The organism is Labrys miyagiensis (genome assembly GCF_030160835.1).
Lineage (GTDB): Bacteria > Pseudomonadota > Alphaproteobacteria > Rhizobiales > Labraceae > Labrys > Labrys miyagiensis.
Genome location: NZ_BSPC01000028.1, coordinates 301,336 through 315,824, shown reverse-complemented (window position 1 = coordinate 315,824; position 14,489 = coordinate 301,336). Strand labels below are relative to the sequence as shown.

The following is a 14,489-nucleotide window of genomic DNA, read 5'->3' as shown; positions in this document are numbered from 1 at the left end:
CTCGATCTTCTTCATGCTCCGGCCCGCACAGGGCGCGGAAAGGCGAAGCCGTGTCCTAGAAGAGGGTTGCCGTGCGCTCTTCACCCGATTCCCCTGAGTGTCGGACGATCCGCGCTCCCAGCTACTGCCCGCGTCCCGGTTGCCCCGCGAACCGCACGGCCTCCTCGGCGGCGCGGAAGAGGGCCTTGGCCTTGTTGATGCATTCGGCCTGCTCGCCGGCGGGCACGCTGTCATAGACGATGCCGGCGCCGGCCTGGACATGCATGGCGCCGTCCTTCACCAGGGCCGTGCGCAGCACGATGCAGGTGTCCATCTGGCCGTCGGCGCCGAAATAGCCGATGGCGCCGGCATAGAGGCCGCGCTTGTCGCGCTCCAGTTCGTCGATGATCTGCATGGCGCGCACCTTCGGCGCCCCGGAGACCGTGCCGGCAGGAAAGCCGGCGGCAAGGGCGTCGAGGGCGTCATGGCCGGAGCCGATCTGGCCTTCGACATTCGAGACGATATGCATGACGTGGCTGTAGCGCTCGATGAAGAAGCGGTCGGTGACATTCACCGTACCCACCGCCGCGACATGGCCGACATCGTTGCGACCGAGGTCGAGCAGCATGAGATGCTCGGCCAGTTCCTTGGGATCGTTGAGCAGCGACGCCGCGAATGCATCGTCCTCGGCCTTGCTCTTGCCGCGCGGACGCGTGCCCGCGATCGGGCGCACCGTGACCTTGCCGTCGCGCAGGCGCACCAGGATCTCCGGGCTCGAGCAGACCACCGAGAAGCCGTTGAGCTGCAGATAGACCAGGAAGGGCGCCGGGTTGATGCGGCGCAGCGCGCGGTAGAGCGAGAAGGGCGGCAGCTGGAAGGGCGCGGAGAAGCGCTGCGACAGCACGACCTGGAAGATGTCGCCGGCCTTGATGTACTCCTTGGCGCGTCCCACCATGGCGAGATAGTCGGCTTCGCTGGTGTTGGAGATCTGCGCGGCATGCAGGGCGTCGAGATCGATGGTCTCGGCGAGCTTGGGTGTCGGGCGGTCGAGACCGTCGACGATGGCCATCAGCCGCTCCTCGGCGCGCAGGAAGGCCTGTTTGGCGCTCACGCCTGGCTGCGGGCGCACCGGCGTCACCGCCGTGATGGCGTCGCGCACGGCGTCGAACACCACCATCACGGTGGGGCGCATCAGGATCGCGTCGGGGATGCCGATGGGATCGGGCTTGTCGGCCGGCAATTCCTCGACGAGACGCACCATGTCATAGCCGAGATAGCCGAAGAGGCCCGCCGCCATGGGTGGGGCGCCCTCGGGCAGCTCGATGCGGCTTTCGGCGATGAGGTCGCGCAGCGTCTGCAGGGGGTGGCCCTGCAGCGGCTCGAACACATCGGCCGAGACCTGCCGGTTGATCGAGGCCTTGCCGTTCTGGCAGCGCCAGATCAGATCGGGCTCAAGGCCGATCATCGAGTAGCGCCCGCGCGTGGCGCCGCCTTCCACCGATTCGAGCAGGAAGGCGTTGGGGCGGTCGCCGGCCAGCTTCATGAAAGCGGAGACCGGCGTTTCCAAATCGCCGACCAGCGTCAGCGTGACGATCTGGGCCTTGCCCGCGGCATAGTCAGCCGAGAAGGCTTCGAAGGACGGTTCGAGAAGCATGGACAGGGCTCAGAAGCTGCCGGTGCCGACGACGCGGTCGACATTGGTCTGGTTGATGGTCACGCCGAGCTGATCCTGGACCTTGGCGACATACTCCGTCATCAGGTCCTGGCCGATGGCCGCGGTGAGCTGCTTGCCGGTGGCGACGGTCTGGTCGGCCTTCGGGTCAAGCTCCGGGATCACATTGTCCTCGACGTGGAAGATGAGGCGATCGGTGCCGTTGGCCGCCATCGAGGAGCCGAAGCCCTTCAGAGGCGTCGCGAAGACGGCGCTGACGGTGGCCGGCGGCACGGGCGCGTTCTGGCCGTTGCGGGTGAGATCCCAGGCCGGCATGATCTGCGCATTCACGCTCTTGGCGATCTCCTCCAGGGTCTTGCCGCCATTCATCTGCTTGACGAGGTCGTCGGCCTTCTGGCGTAGCCTGTTGGCCTTTTCGTCGACGCTCCAGGCAGCGATGACATCGGCCTTGGCCTCGTCGAGCGTGCGGTCCCGCGAGGGCACGACGGTGTCGAGCGAGAACCACATCAGGCCCTGGTCGCGACCATCGATCGCTTCGGGATCGGAGCCCTGTTCGGTCTTGAACAGCGCAGGGACCACCTGTGCTGCCAATGGAATCTCGGCCTGCTTGCCCGAGGCGTCGAGACCCTGCGCATCGACCGCTGGCACGCTCACAGCCTGCAGCTTCAGCTTGGTCGCGATATCCTTGAGCGGGGTACCACCCATGCGCTCGTCCTCGATGGTATCGCGCAGGTTCCTCAGCGCTTCCTGCGCCCGCTGCTGCAGCAGTTCGGCGCGCACCACGTCCTGAGGCGTGACCACCTTGGTGACCTTCAGGATGACATTGGTGAGCGTGCCCTGCACCGCGCCGGAGGTGGCCCCTTCCGCAAGGCCGAACGCCGCGTCGGCGATCTTGGCGTCGGTGAGTCGCGATCTGGAGACGGTGCCGAGATCGATGTCCTCGGGCGCCAGCTTGCGCTCGGCCACCAGGCCCTCGAAGGTAATCTGGCCGGACGCGATCCGCGCTGCCGCGGCCTTGGCCTCATCCAGCGAAGGGAAGGCGATCTGCTCGACCGTGCGCTGCTCGAGACCGGCGCCCTTGTCGTTTTCGGTGGCGAGGCGGGCCTGGACATCGGCGTCCGTCACGGTCGTCGCGGAAGCGATCTGCTCGGGATTGACCAGCAGATAGGTGAGGCTGCGCAGTTCCTTGGTGCGGAACTGGCCCTTGTGCTCGTCGTAATAGCTCTGCAGCGCGGCCGCGTCCGGCTGGCCGACATCGCCGACGGAGCCCTGCGGCAGCACGAAATAGGAGATATTGCGCTTCTCCTGGGCAAAGCGGGCCGCGGCCTGCAGCATGGTCTGTGACACCGGGCCGCCCACGGCGAAAGCCTCGTTCATCTGGCTTCGAAGGTAGAACTCGTGTTGCTGGGCGAAGAACATGGCCTCGTTCAGGCCGTTGTCCTGCAGCAGGCGACGGAAGGTGCTGGCATCGAAGACGGGCGGCTTGCCGGGCTGGGTGACCTGGAAGTTCGGGTCATTCATCACCGCCTGGACCATCGCGGCCTGATCGAGGCCGAGGTGGAGCCTCTTGGCCTGGACGTCGAGAGCGGTGTCGGCGACCAGCGAGTTCAGCACCTGCTTGTCGATCTGCAGGCTGCGGGCGAGATCGGGCGTCACCGCCTGGCCGGTGGCCTGGGTGATCATGGTCGTGCGGCGCCGATAGGCCTCGCTGAAGGCATTGCCGGAAATCGGGGTGCCGCTGACAGTAGCGACATCGGTGGAACTGTTGCCGTGGAGCCAGCCCTCGACACCCCACAAGCCGAAGCTTCCGATCAAGAGAAACATGATCACAGCCGTAACGATCTTGGCTGGTCCCTTGGTCATAACATTGCGGAATGAGCTCAGCATAGGTGTCTTGGTTCCATCAGGCGGGAGCGGCCGGCAGCCTCCCCCAGAAAAGCCGCGCATCATAGGGATGAGGGCGTGGCGTCGCAATGGTGGGCGGATGTGTTTCTTGTAACCTCTGCACAGCGCCTTCAACCTTCCGGCTGCGGGCACTTAAGGTAGAGATCCCGCCGCGATATGCCTCCGACGCCTTGCTCATACAAAGGCAGGTTGGTAATCACCCCCAGCCATTCGACAAGGAAGGATAGAGAGCATGACTGCGACCCGGCCGCGCCCGCTCATTGCAGGCAATTGGAAGATGAACGGTCTCCTCAAGGGAGTCGGCGAGCTTGAGGCCATTGCCTCCGGCATTGCCGGTGGTGGCGCCGGCCATGCCGAAACGCTGATCTGCCCGCCCTTCACGCTGATTGCCCGCTTTGCCGCAGCCGCTGCCGGCCAGCACATCAAGATCGGCGCGCAGGATTGCCATGCCAAGCCGTCGGGCGCCCATACCGGCGACATTTCCGCGGAGATGCTCAAGGATTGCGGCGCGAGCTATGTCATCGTCGGCCATTCCGAGCGGCGCACCGATCACGGCGAGACCGATGCCGATGTGAAGGCGAAGGCCGAAGCGGCGCAGCGGGCCGGCATCATCGGCATCATCTGCATCGGCGAGACCCGCGCCGAGCGCGAATCGGGCAAGGCGCTCGAAGTCGTCGACGTGCAACTTGCAGGTTCCCTTCCGCCCGGCGCCACCGGGGCCAATGTGGTCATCGCCTATGAGCCGGTCTGGGCCATCGGCACCGGCCTGACGCCGACCACCGGCGACATCAAGGAAGTGCATGATTTCATCCGGGCCAAGCTCATTGCCGCGCTTGGCGAGGAAGGCCACAACGTTCGCATCCTCTATGGCGGCTCCTGCAAGCCAAGCAACGCGGCCGAATTGATGGGCGTCGACAATGTCGACGGGGCCCTGGTTGGCGGCGCCTCGCTCAAGGCAGCCGATTTCCTCGGCATCGCTGCGGCCTATCGCGGATGAGCGCACGCATCCGCGAGGCGGCTGGTGAAGAGGACATGGGCTTCATGCTCGGCCTCGGCAGCCGCCTTGCGGGCGTGATCGAGACCACCTTGCACGAGGCTGACGATATCGCCGCCTTCCAGGACGCCTATTCGGCCGCCAATCTCAGGGATCCTCCACCCGATTCGTTGACCCTGATCGCGGAAGGCGAGGGGTGCGAGCGGCTCGGCTTCCTGCATGCTCTGCCCGGACCCGATGGCATCACTGGCAGGAGCATCGGCTATATCGCGCTGCTGGCCGTTGTCGAGGCGGCGGAGGGGCAGGGCGTCGCCCGGCTGCTGCTGGACGGCGCCGAGGCCTGGGCCCGGGACAAGGGCTATGCGGCCTTGTCGCTCGATGTCTTCGCCAGCAACGGCCGCGGGCGGCGCTTTTACGAAAAGAACGGCTTTGCGGTGGAGACGCTGCGCATGGTCAAGCCGTTGTAAGGTTGCCGGGACAGGCCCGGGCATTCTCGTCCATGACGGCCTCCGGCCTGATCCATGCAGCGAGATTTTTGCGCCGCGCGGCGACGTATCGGATGCCTTAATCGGCTATTGTCACGAGCACAATCAAGGAGAGATCCTGGGAGAGATCGATGACGCCAGCCAGCTTCCGTTACCCGCCAGCCGCCTTCTTCGGGATTCCCCTCGGACTTCTCGCGCTCGGTCTGTTGTGGCGAGGCGCCGAAAGACTGTGGCAGCTGCCATCGGGCATATCGGAGGTGATCCTCACGGTGGGCGCACTTGTATGGGCGCTGCTCATCGTGCTGTTCGCCGCCAAATGGCTGTTCGCCTCGTCCGAAGCGAAGGCCGAATTTGCCGACGCCATCCAGTGCTGCTTCATCGGTCTGGCTCCAGTGACGACAATGCTGACGGCGCAGGCGGCTCTGCCCTATTCCCGCGGCGCAGCGCTGGTGCTGGGGACACTAGGTACTCTCGGGGCGATTGTGTTCGCGGTCTACCGCTCGGGCGGCCTGTGGCGCGGCGGGCGCGACCTCTCGACGGCAACGGCCATTCTCTATCTGCCGACCGTTGCGGGCAGTTTCGTAACGGCTTCGACACTCGTGGCACTCGGCTGGCCGGATTGGGGGCAGCTTGCTTTCGGCGGCGGCTTGTTCTCCTGGCTTGCGATCGAATCCGTGCTGGTCAATCGCCTGCTGCATGCGCCTGCCCTGGTCGAGCGTCTGCGGCCGAGCCTCGGTATCCAGCTGGCTCCGCCGGCGGTTGGGGCGGTCGCCTATCTCAATGTCAGCGGTGGGCACGGCGATGTCTTCGCCACGGCGCTGGTGGGCTACGCCATTCTGCAGGGCCTCATCCTGCTGCGGCTGTTGCCCTGGATCATGGCGCAACCCTTCTCGCCCGGCTATTGGGGCTTCAGCTTCGGCGCCGCCGCCCTGCCGACCGCGGTCATTCGCCTCGCGGGGGAAGGCGGCAGTCAACCCATGCTGGTGCTGGCACCGATCCTCTTCGCCATCGCCAATATCGTGATCGGGATCCTCGCCATCGGCAGCCTCTACCTCCTGATCCGCGGTCGGCTGTTGCCACCTGCGCCGCAGCCGACGAAGGCCTGACCCGCTACGATCGCCGTCGCCAAATCAATGCGCCGGTTGCTTCTTCACCCGCGTCACCATCTGCGTCGGATTGATGAAGCGCAGCGCGATCACCAGCCAAATCAGCGTGCTCAGCATGTAGATCACCGCCATGGCGTCGATCGATTGTGGCGCCCGTACACCCGAGGCGGTGACGGCCGCGTAGAGCGAAACCACCAGCGTCTGGCTGTCGGAGCCGGCGATGAGGAAGGTAAGCTCGAACATGGCGATGGTACGCACCATGACGAGGAGCAGGGCGGCGAGGGCACCCGGCAGCAGCAGCGGGATCAGCACATGCCGGAAGATCGAGCCTCGGATCGATCTGCTCGATGAAGGGGATCATCACCAGGATGACGAAGGGCAGGGCCGGCACGAGATTGGCGATGATGATGCCGGCGAGCGTGCTGCCGAGGCCGACCTTGTAGAGCACGGTGGTGAGCGGAATGCCATAGGTCACGGGCGGCACGAGGAGAGGTGCAACGATACGGCTCTCGTCGTCGTGAAGGTTCTTGCGGAGCATCTGAGCCTCGTCATTCCGGCCGAAGCGAAGCGCAGCGCCGGAATCCAAGAACACTGGCCCTTGTACGATGGCGTTCATGGTTCACGGGACGGTGTTCATGGATCCCGGGTCTCCCTTTGGTCGCCCGGGATGACGATGTCCGGCGCGCAACTTCAAACGCTCTCAAGGCCTCGCCACGATGCGAAAATTATGTCTGTATTGTCAGAATGATCGTCGCTCTACTTCACACTCGGCATCAAGCGAGCGGCCGCATCCGGCTTCACGGCGAGAAACTCGATATTCGTCGTGCCCTTGAGGATCTTGCGGGCGACGTTGTCGCACAGGCCCGGCGCCACCGGCTGACGCTTGGAGGAGAGCGGCTGGCCGCCCTTTTTCGCGGGCGCGCTCTTCAGGGCACGGATGATGTCGTCATAGCTCGACTTCAACTCCGGCTTGATGGCAAAATTGGCCGGGCAATCCCGCACGATGCCGAAGGACACCGAAGCCTCCGCCATCAGGTGGCAGCTCACACCCGGCATGCACTCCTGCTGGGTGAGGGCAGGTGTGGTCGCGAGCAAGAGGGACACGGCGGTGAGTGCGAGAAGGGTCTTCATGTCCACAATCCTATTTCCTGCCGGCTTTCAGCCTTCGCATCGCGTCTGACTTGACACCCAGGAATTCGACACTTGATGAGCCATCCATGAACTTGCGCGCGGCACGATCGCACACGTCCGCCGGATGATAATTTGGTTTGGTCGAGAACTCCTCATTGCCGGTAACCTTCGCCATCGGTCGATTCAGCAAGGCGTTCATGGCTCTGTCGAACTTGGCCTTCTTGTCCGGCCTGATCTGGAAATCGGCGGGACAGTCCCGCACGGTCTTGAAGGAGAAGGCAGCAGCGCCGATCTCCTCGCAGGTGAAGCCTCCAAAACATTCCATCGCCTGGGCAGGGCCGCTCCCGACCGCCCCGATCAAGAGAGCCGTTGCGGCGATGAACGGGAGGCGCTTCATGACTAGCTCCATGCGGTGGACGGGCATGATTGCGGGTTTTCGAGCTCACCTGAAATGCTTGGAGAGCTTCAGCGCCTGGCCCTGATAGTTCGAGTTGAGCCCGGCCCCGTAGAGAATCCCGGGCCGCTCCAGCATCTTCTCATAGATCAGGCGCCCGACGATCTGTCCATCCTCGACGATGAAGGGCACTTCGCGCGAGCGCACCTCCAAGACGGCGCGGGCGGCCTCCATGCCGTCGGGCGAATAGCCGAAGCCGGGATCGAAGAAGCCGGCGTAATGGACGCGGAATTCGCCGACCAGCGGATCGAAGGGCACCATCTCGGCGGCGAAGTCCGGCGGCACATGCACGGCTTCCTTGGAGGCGAGGATATAGAACTCGTCCGGGTCCAGGATCATGTCGTTCTTGCCGCGATGGGGGATCGGCTCCCAGAAGTCGAGCAGGTCGCAGGCGCCGCGCTTGTCCACATCGATGACAGCCGTGTGGCGCTTGGCGCGATAGCCGACGATGCCGTCATTGAAGCCGGTGAGATCCACGGAGACGGCGACGCCGCCGGCAATGTCCGGATCGGGCGTCGAAACCAGGCCCATGCGCCGCTGCAATTCGCGCAGGGCCATGTCCTCGATGCGTGCATCGCCGCGGCGGAAGCGGATCTGCGACAGGCGCGAGCCGATGCGCACCAGCACCGGGAAGGTCCGGGGCCCGATCTCGGCATAGAGCGGCCCGTCATAGCCGGCCTCGACCTGGTCGAAGGCGCGGGCATGGTCGGTGATCACGCGGGTAAAGACGTCGAGGCGGCCGGTCGAGCTCTTCGGATTGGTGGAGGCGAGCAGCCCCTCCGGCATGGCGAGGCTTTCGAGCAGCGGCACGATATAGACGCAGCCCGTCTCCAGCACCGCGCCGTTGGTGAGGTCGATCTCGTGCAAGGCGAGGTCGGCGATGCGTTCGGCCACCGTCGCGCGCGGGCCGGGCAGGAAGCTCGCCCGCATGCGATAGGCCTTGGCGCCAAGGCGCAAATCGAGGCTCGCCGGCTGCACTTGGTCCGACGCCAGAGGCTGTTTGATGCGGATGGCGCCCTTCTCGACAAGGGCCGAAATCGCCTGAGAGGGCAGGATGCCGTGGGAGTGCATGGATCTCGCTTTTTTCTGCTCCCCGCCTTGCTAGACGAAACGATCCATTGACGCCACGGGGCAGTGGGTCTACTCAACAGCCTTCGTCGTGGTGGATTTGGGCCGGCCGGCTTGCAGCCACGTAAAACAACTTGCTAAAGGGGCCGTGGGAAAGAGCTGAAAAGCTCCACTTGCGGCTATTGGGACGCCGCAAATGACCAAGCATATCACCACCGCTCGCTCCACCCGGGAATTGCGCCCGGCGACCCGGCTCGTCCATGCCGGTACGCTGCGTTCGCAATATGGCGAGACGTCCGAGGCCCTGTACCTGACGCAGGGTTTCGTCTACGAGACCGCCGAACAGGCCGAGGCGCGTTTCAAGGGCGAGGATGTCGGCTTTATCTACAGCCGCTTCTCCAACCCGACGGTGGCGATGTTCGAGCAGCGCATGGCTGAGCTGGAGGGCGCCGAGGCGGCACGCGCTACCGCCTCCGGCATGGCGGCTGTCACCGCCGCGCTGATAGGGCAGCTCAAGGCCGGCGATCACGTCGTCGCGGCCAGGGCGCTGTTCGGCTCCTGCCGCTATGTCATCGAAGAACTGCTGCCGCGCTTCGGCGTGCACTCGACCCTGGTCGACGGCACCGAACTCGACCAATGGCAGGCGGCGGTGCGGCCGGAGACCAAGGTCTTCTTCCTGGAAAGCCCGACCAATCCCACGCTCGAGATTCTCGATATCGCCGCCATTGCCGGGATCGCCAAGAGCGCTGGGGCTACGCTGGTGGTCGACAATGTCTTCGCCACGCCCCTGCTGCAGAGCCCGCTGCAGCTCGGCGCCGACTGCGTGGTCTATTCGGCCACCAAGCATATCGACGGGCAGGGCCGGTGCCTGGCCGGTGTGATCCTGGCTTCGGAGAAGTTCATTACCGATTACGTCCACACCTATCTGCGCCAGACCGGCCCTTCGATCTCCCCCTTCAATGCCTGGGTGATGCTGAAGGGGCTGGAGACGCTGGAATTGCGCGTGGCACGCCAGCTCGAAAACGCCGCCAAGGTGGCGGATGCGCTCGCGGCTCACAGGGCGGTCGAGCGGGTGATCTATCCCTTCCGCGATGACCATCCGCAGGTCGAACTCGCCCGCCGCCAGATGAAGGCCGGTGGCACGCTGGTGACCTTCGAGATCAAGGGTGGCAAGGCGGCAGCCTTCAAGGTGGCCAACGCGCTACGCATTACCCGCATCTCGAACAATCTTGGCGACACCAAGAGCCTGATCACCCATCCTTCGACCACCACGCATCAGCGTTTCGACGAGGACCAGCGCCTCGGCATGGGCATCCGCCAGGGCATGCTGCGTTTCTCAGCCGGCATCGAGGACGCGGCGGATCTGATCGAGGACTTCAGCCAGGCACTCGACAAGGCGGTGTGAGGCTTGAGAGCGCGGACATCCTGTCCGCTCTTCCCTCTTCATTGGCGCCCTAGTTGCAAGAGCAGGCGAGATGCCGGCGGCCCCAGGCGGCAGCCGGAATTGGTGTGCCGGTCTTCAGACCGGCATGCCCTGGACCTGGGTGGAGGACGCCGGTCTTCAGACCGGCACAGCGCATGCGTCTTTTCCTGCCAACGCTGTGGTTCCAAGAGCGCACAGGATGTCCGCGCTCCCAGATTTCTCTTCCCGTCGCCACAAAAAGAGGCAATCATCGGGCTGCTCTAAATGGAGGCAGCCGGCGGCATGGCGTTGGAAATATCGACAGAAGGGCTGGCCACGCGGAACGGTCGCCTTGCGTCGAATCGTTTTGGCTTGCCCCTTGTCCCGCAGTATCATGTTAGCCGGCTTGCGGCGTCCCGCCGCCGGCCGCTCCGTCGGGGCACGTGAATGCGCAATTCCGTTCGTTACCTGCGCAACAATGTCGTCGAGATCATCGAGGATCTCGACCCCAGACAGACTCTGCTCGACCATCTGCGCCTATCCAAGCAGGCCGTCGGCACCAAGGAAGGCTGCAACGAGGGCGATTGCGGCGCCTGCACGGTGGTGCTCGGACGCATCCGCGACGGCGAGCTCCACTACGAACCCGTCAATGCCTGCATCACCCTGACCGGCATGGTCGATGGCTGCGAAGTGATCACCGTGGAGGACCTCGCAGAGGGCGAGACGCTGCATCCGGTGCAGCAGGCCATGGTCGACCATCACGGCTCGCAATGCGGCTTCTGCACGCCCGGCATCGTGATGTCGCTTTTCGCGCTCTATCAGGACGGCGCGCGGCCGGTGACCCGTCAGGCCATCACCGATCAGCTCTCGGGCAATTTGTGTCGCTGCACCGGCTATCGCCCGATCATCGACGCGGCCCAATCGGCCTGCGCCGCCGCGCCCGCCGACAGGTTCGCCCGCGCCCGCGCCGGCAAGCGCCAGGCCCTGCTCAACCTGCAGGACGAGATGGACGTATTTGTGGGCGACGAGCAGCGTTTCTTCGCCGCCCCGGCCTCTGTCGACGCGCTCGCCCGGCTCTATCTTCAGCATCCCGATGCTACCCTGGTGGCCGGCGCCACCGATGTCGGGCTGTGGATCACCAAGCAGTTGCGCGATCTGAAGAAGATCATCTGGCTCGGCCGGGTGGCGAAGCTCGACCGGCTGACCCTTGCCGAGGACGGCGTCTCGATGGGCGCCACCGTCACCCATGCCCGCGCTTTGCCGGCGCTCGCGGCCATCGATCCCGACCTTGGCGAAATGATGCGGCGCTTCGGCTCAACGCAGGTGCGCGCCTCTGGCACCGTGGGCGGCAACATCGCCAATGGTTCGCCGATCGGCGATCTCGCACCGGCCCTGATCGCGCTCGGCGCCAGGCTCTATCTGCGCCGGGGCGAGGAGGGGCGTGCCCTGCTCCTGGAGGATTTCTTCATCGGGTACGGCAAGCAGGACCGCCAGCCCGGTGAATTTGTGGTAGGTCTTGCGGTGGTCAAGCCTGGCGCGGACGAAGCCTTCCGCTGCTACAAGATCTCCAAGCGCTTCGACGAGGACATCTCGGCCGTGATGGGCGCCTTCAAGTTCACCTTGGCCGGGGGGCGCATCGCCTCTGCCCGCGTCGCGTTCGGCGGCATGGCGGCGACGCCGAGACGCGGCCTTCATACCGAGGAGGCGCTCGCCGGCATCGAGCTCGACGACTCGTCGAACTGGGGCAGGGCGCTCGATGCGCTGGCTGTCGACTACCAGCCGATCTCCGACATGCGCGCCTCGGCCGACTATCGGAACGAAGTGGCGCGGGCGTTGTTGATGAAGGCGCTGGTCGAGATCGCCGGCGCCGAAAGCTCTGAAACGCGGCTGATTGGCCGCAGGGAGCGCGCCGATGCTGCATAAGCCCGCGATTTCCCCCGATACCGCTTCTGTTTCGCAGGCGCTGCCGCATGACTCCGCCACACGGCATGTGGCTGGTGCCGCGTTCTATATCGACGACGTGCTGGAGCCGGCGGGAACGCTGCATGTCGTGCCTGTGGGCGCCACCATCGCGGCCGGCGAGATCCTTGCCATGGATCTCGATGCGGTCCGCATGGCGCCCGGTGTCGTCGCCGTGCTGACGGCGGCCGACGTACCGGGCAAGAACGACGTCTCGCCCGTGCCTTTCGATGTCGATCCTTGCCTTGCCGAAGAGCGCATCGAGTTCCATTCCCAGGTGGTGTTCTGCATAGTCGGCCGCACGCGCGACGAAGCGCGGCGGGCCGGTCTGCTGGCCCGGATCACCTATGAGGAGGCCGCACCCATCGTCAGCGTCGACGAGGCGCTCGACCATGGCGGCGAGGTGATGCCCGATTATGCCTTCGGCCAGGGCGACCCCGAGGCGGCGCTCGACAAGGCCGAACACCGCCTGCAGGGCTCGATACGTGTGGGCGGGCAGGAGCATTTCTATCTCGAAGGTCAGGTCGCGCTGGCGTCGCCGGGCGAGGCGGGGGACATGCATGTGCTGTCCTCGACCCAGCATCCGAGCGAGGTGCAGCACGTCGTCGCCCGTGTGCTCGGCGTGCCGGATGCGGCGGTGGAATGCGCCGTGCGCCGCATGGGCGGCGGTTTTGGCGGCAAGGAGAGCCAGGCCAGCCAGTGGGCGGCGCTGGCAGCCCTCGCCGCCCGTGTCACCGGCAAACCCTGCAAGCTCCGGCTCGACCGCGACGACGACATGGCGATGACGGGCAAGCGCCACGACTTCCTGGTCAATTACGATGTCGGCTTCGACGATGAGGGCGTGATCGGCGGCTATGACATCACCTATGCCGCGCGCTGCGGCTATTCGGCCGACCTGTCGCTCGGCATCTGCGATCGCACGATGTTCCATGCGGACAACGCCTATTTCCTGGGCGATTGCCGCATCGCCACGCGGCGCATGAAGACGAATACCGTCTCCAATACCGCCTTCCGCGGCTTTGGCGGGCCGCAGGGCATGATGGGGATCGAGCGGGTCATCGATGCCGTCGCCTGGCGGCTCGGCCGCGATCCGCTCGATGTTCGCAAGGCGAATTTCTATGCGCCCGGTCGGGATGTCACGCCCTTCGGCCAGACCGTCGAGGACAATGTCATGCTCGACCTGGTGGAGGCGCTGGAGAAGAGCTCGGAATATCGGGTGCGCCGCAGGCAGGTCGCCGCCTTCAACGAGACCAGCGCCATCCTGAAGAAGGGCATCGCGCTGACGCCGGTGAAGTTCGGCATCTCCTTCACCCTCATCCATCTCAACCAGGCCGGCGCGCTGGTGCATGTCTATTCAGATGGCTCGGTGCATCTCAACCATGGCGGCACCGAGATGGGGCAGGGGCTCTACCAGAAGGTGGCGCAGGTGACGGCGGATGTCTTCGGCATCGGCGTCGACCGCGTGAAGATCATGGCGACCTCCACCGCCAAGGTGCCCAACACCTCGCCTACGGCCGCCTCCTCGGGCACGGATCTCAACGGCATGGCTGCCCGCATCGCGGCGCGCGCGATCCGCGACCGCATGGCCGCCTTCGCCGCCGGCGAGTTTGGCGTGGCGGCCGAGTCGGTCGAGTTCCGCGGCGGCCATGTCATGGCAGGCGACAAGAAGATCGACTTCAACGAACTCGCCCGGCAATGCGTGCTGGCGCGCATCTCGCTGTCCTCGACGGGCTATTACCGTACGCCCAAGATCCATTGGGACCGCCCGGCGGGGCGGGGACGGCCCTTCCTCTATTTCGCCTATGGCGCTTCCTGTTCGGAAGTCACCATCGACGCGCTCACCGGCGAGATGAAGGTCGACCGGGTCGACATCCTCCATGACGTCGGGCGCTCGATCAATCCGGCCATCGATATCGGCCAGATCGAGGGCGGCTTCGTGCAGGGCATGGGCTGGCTGACCACCGAGGAACTGGTGTTCGACAGCAAGGGGCGCCTCACCACCCACGCGCCCTCCACCTACAAGATCCCGACGGCCGGCGACATCCCCGCCGATTTCCGGGTGGCGCTCTATGACAACCAGAATCGCGAGGATGTGGTGGGGCGCTCCAAGGCCGTGGGCGAACCGCCGCTGATGCTGCCGATCTCGGTGTTCTCGGCCATTGCCGATGCCATCCACAGCCTGGCGCCGGGTGCACCGGTTCTGCTGAACGCACCGGCCACCCCTGAGGAAATATTGAAGGCAATCAAGGCCATTATGCGGCCTAGTTGAAATGATATCTGAGAATGGAGTGGCGGTCTCCGACCGCCATCATCCTGTCCGATGAATGACCCGGA

The 14,489-nt window shown here is 65.2% G+C and carries 11 protein-coding genes, 1 pseudogene and 1 riboswitch; of the genes and pseudogenes, 6 read left to right on the top strand and 6 right to left on the bottom strand.

Going from position 1 to position 14,489, the window contains the following annotated elements; genetic code table 11:
• Positions 1-121 precede the first annotated feature (121 nt).
• On the bottom strand, positions 122-1,633 hold the full coding sequence (gene trpE, locus QQL24_RS17660; RefSeq protein ID WP_284313594.1) for an anthranilate synthase component I: 1,512 nt from the start codon (positions 1,631-1,633) through the stop codon (positions 122-124).
• A 9-nt stretch (positions 1,634-1,642) separates the two neighbouring features.
• Positions 1,643-3,538 (bottom strand): peptidylprolyl isomerase, encoded by a 1,896-nt coding sequence (locus tag QQL24_RS17655; RefSeq protein WP_284313593.1) that lies wholly within the window; start codon positions 3,536-3,538, stop codon positions 1,643-1,645.
• A 250-nt stretch (positions 3,539-3,788) separates the two neighbouring features.
• Between QQL24_RS17655 and tpiA the strand changes: the two genes are divergently transcribed.
• The 3 genes from tpiA (at position 3,789) to tehA (ending at position 6,141) form a co-directional block, all read left to right on the top strand.
• Positions 3,789-4,553, top strand: coding sequence for a triose-phosphate isomerase (gene tpiA, locus QQL24_RS17650; RefSeq protein ID WP_284313592.1), 765 nt, complete (start codon positions 3,789-3,791; stop codon positions 4,551-4,553).
• A complete protein-coding gene (locus QQL24_RS17645; protein ID WP_284313591.1) occupies positions 4,550-5,017 on the top strand; it encodes a GNAT family N-acetyltransferase in 468 nt (155 codons plus the stop codon). Before tpiA ends, QQL24_RS17645 begins: the two co-directional genes overlap by 4 nt.
• Before the next feature lie 149 nt (positions 5,018-5,166).
• Positions 5,167-6,141, top strand: coding sequence for a dicarboxylate transporter/tellurite-resistance protein TehA (tehA, locus tag QQL24_RS17640; RefSeq protein ID WP_284313590.1), 975 nt, complete (start codon positions 5,167-5,169; stop codon positions 6,139-6,141).
• A 24-nt stretch (positions 6,142-6,165) separates the two neighbouring features.
• On the opposite strand, the pseudogene QQL24_RS17635 reads toward tehA, so the two are convergent.
• The 4 genes and pseudogenes from QQL24_RS17635 to QQL24_RS17620 all read right to left on the bottom strand — a co-directional run.
• Positions 6,166-6,634 (bottom strand): annotated as a pseudogene (locus QQL24_RS17635) (ABC transporter permease); the annotation flags it as partial.
• Between the two features lie 263 nt (positions 6,635-6,897).
• Entirely contained in the window at positions 6,898-7,272 is a 375-nt protein-coding gene (locus QQL24_RS17630; RefSeq protein WP_284313589.1) for a hypothetical protein, read from the bottom strand.
• A 10-nt stretch (positions 7,273-7,282) separates the two neighbouring features.
• Positions 7,283-7,669 carry a hypothetical protein gene (locus QQL24_RS17625; protein ID WP_284313588.1) on the bottom strand — a complete coding sequence of 129 codons (387 nt, stop codon included), beginning with the start codon at positions 7,667-7,669 and terminating at the stop codon, positions 7,283-7,285.
• A gap of 45 nt (positions 7,670-7,714) precedes the next feature.
• Positions 7,715-8,797: a 2'-deoxycytidine 5'-triphosphate deaminase gene (locus QQL24_RS17620; RefSeq protein ID WP_284313587.1), complete on the bottom strand. Its 1,083-nt coding sequence runs from the start codon at positions 8,795-8,797 to the stop codon at positions 7,715-7,717.
• Between the two features lie 78 nt (positions 8,798-8,875).
• Positions 8,876-8,956: riboswitch (SAM riboswitch) on the top strand.
• Between the two features lie 34 nt (positions 8,957-8,990).
• On the opposite strand from QQL24_RS17620, the gene QQL24_RS17615 reads away from it, so the two are divergent.
• The 3 genes from QQL24_RS17615 (at position 8,991) to xdhB (ending at position 14,424) form a co-directional block, all read left to right on the top strand.
• Positions 8,991-10,199, top strand: coding sequence for an O-succinylhomoserine sulfhydrylase (locus QQL24_RS17615; RefSeq protein WP_284313586.1), 1,209 nt, complete (start codon positions 8,991-8,993; stop codon positions 10,197-10,199).
• 444 nt (positions 10,200-10,643) lie between these two features.
• Positions 10,644-12,119: a xanthine dehydrogenase small subunit gene (xdhA, locus tag QQL24_RS17610; RefSeq protein WP_284313585.1), complete on the top strand. Its 1,476-nt coding sequence runs from the start codon at positions 10,644-10,646 to the stop codon at positions 12,117-12,119.
• Complete coding sequence (gene xdhB, locus QQL24_RS17605) at positions 12,109-14,424, top strand: xanthine dehydrogenase molybdopterin binding subunit (RefSeq protein WP_284313584.1); 2,316 nt, start codon at positions 12,109-12,111, stop codon at positions 14,422-14,424. Before xdhA ends, xdhB begins: the two co-directional genes overlap by 11 nt.
• Positions 14,425-14,489 lie beyond the last annotated feature (65 nt).

Coding starts and splice junctions, on each gene's coding strand:
- trpE (WP_284313594.1), bottom strand. CDS start 1,633: ATGCTTCTCGAACCGTCCTTCGAAGCCTTCTCGGCTGACTATGCCGCG.
- QQL24_RS17655 (WP_284313593.1), bottom strand. CDS start 3,538: ATGCTGAGCTCATTCCGCAATGTTATGACCAAGGGACCAGCCAAGATC.
- tpiA (WP_284313592.1), top strand. CDS start 3,789: ATGACTGCGACCCGGCCGCGCCCGCTCATTGCAGGCAATTGGAAGATG.
- QQL24_RS17645 (WP_284313591.1), top strand. CDS start 4,550: ATGAGCGCACGCATCCGCGAGGCGGCTGGTGAAGAGGACATGGGCTTC.
- tehA (WP_284313590.1), top strand. CDS start 5,167: ATGACGCCAGCCAGCTTCCGTTACCCGCCAGCCGCCTTCTTCGGGATT.
- QQL24_RS17630 (WP_284313589.1), bottom strand. CDS start 7,272: ATGAAGACCCTTCTCGCACTCACCGCCGTGTCCCTCTTGCTCGCGACC.
- QQL24_RS17625 (WP_284313588.1), bottom strand. CDS start 7,669: ATGAAGCGCCTCCCGTTCATCGCCGCAACGGCTCTCTTGATCGGGGCG.
- QQL24_RS17620 (WP_284313587.1), bottom strand. CDS start 8,797: ATGCACTCCCACGGCATCCTGCCCTCTCAGGCGATTTCGGCCCTTGTC.
- QQL24_RS17615 (WP_284313586.1), top strand. CDS start 8,991: ATGACCAAGCATATCACCACCGCTCGCTCCACCCGGGAATTGCGCCCG.
- xdhA (WP_284313585.1), top strand. CDS start 10,644: ATGCGCAATTCCGTTCGTTACCTGCGCAACAATGTCGTCGAGATCATC.
- xdhB (WP_284313584.1), top strand. CDS start 12,109: ATGCTGCATAAGCCCGCGATTTCCCCCGATACCGCTTCTGTTTCGCAG.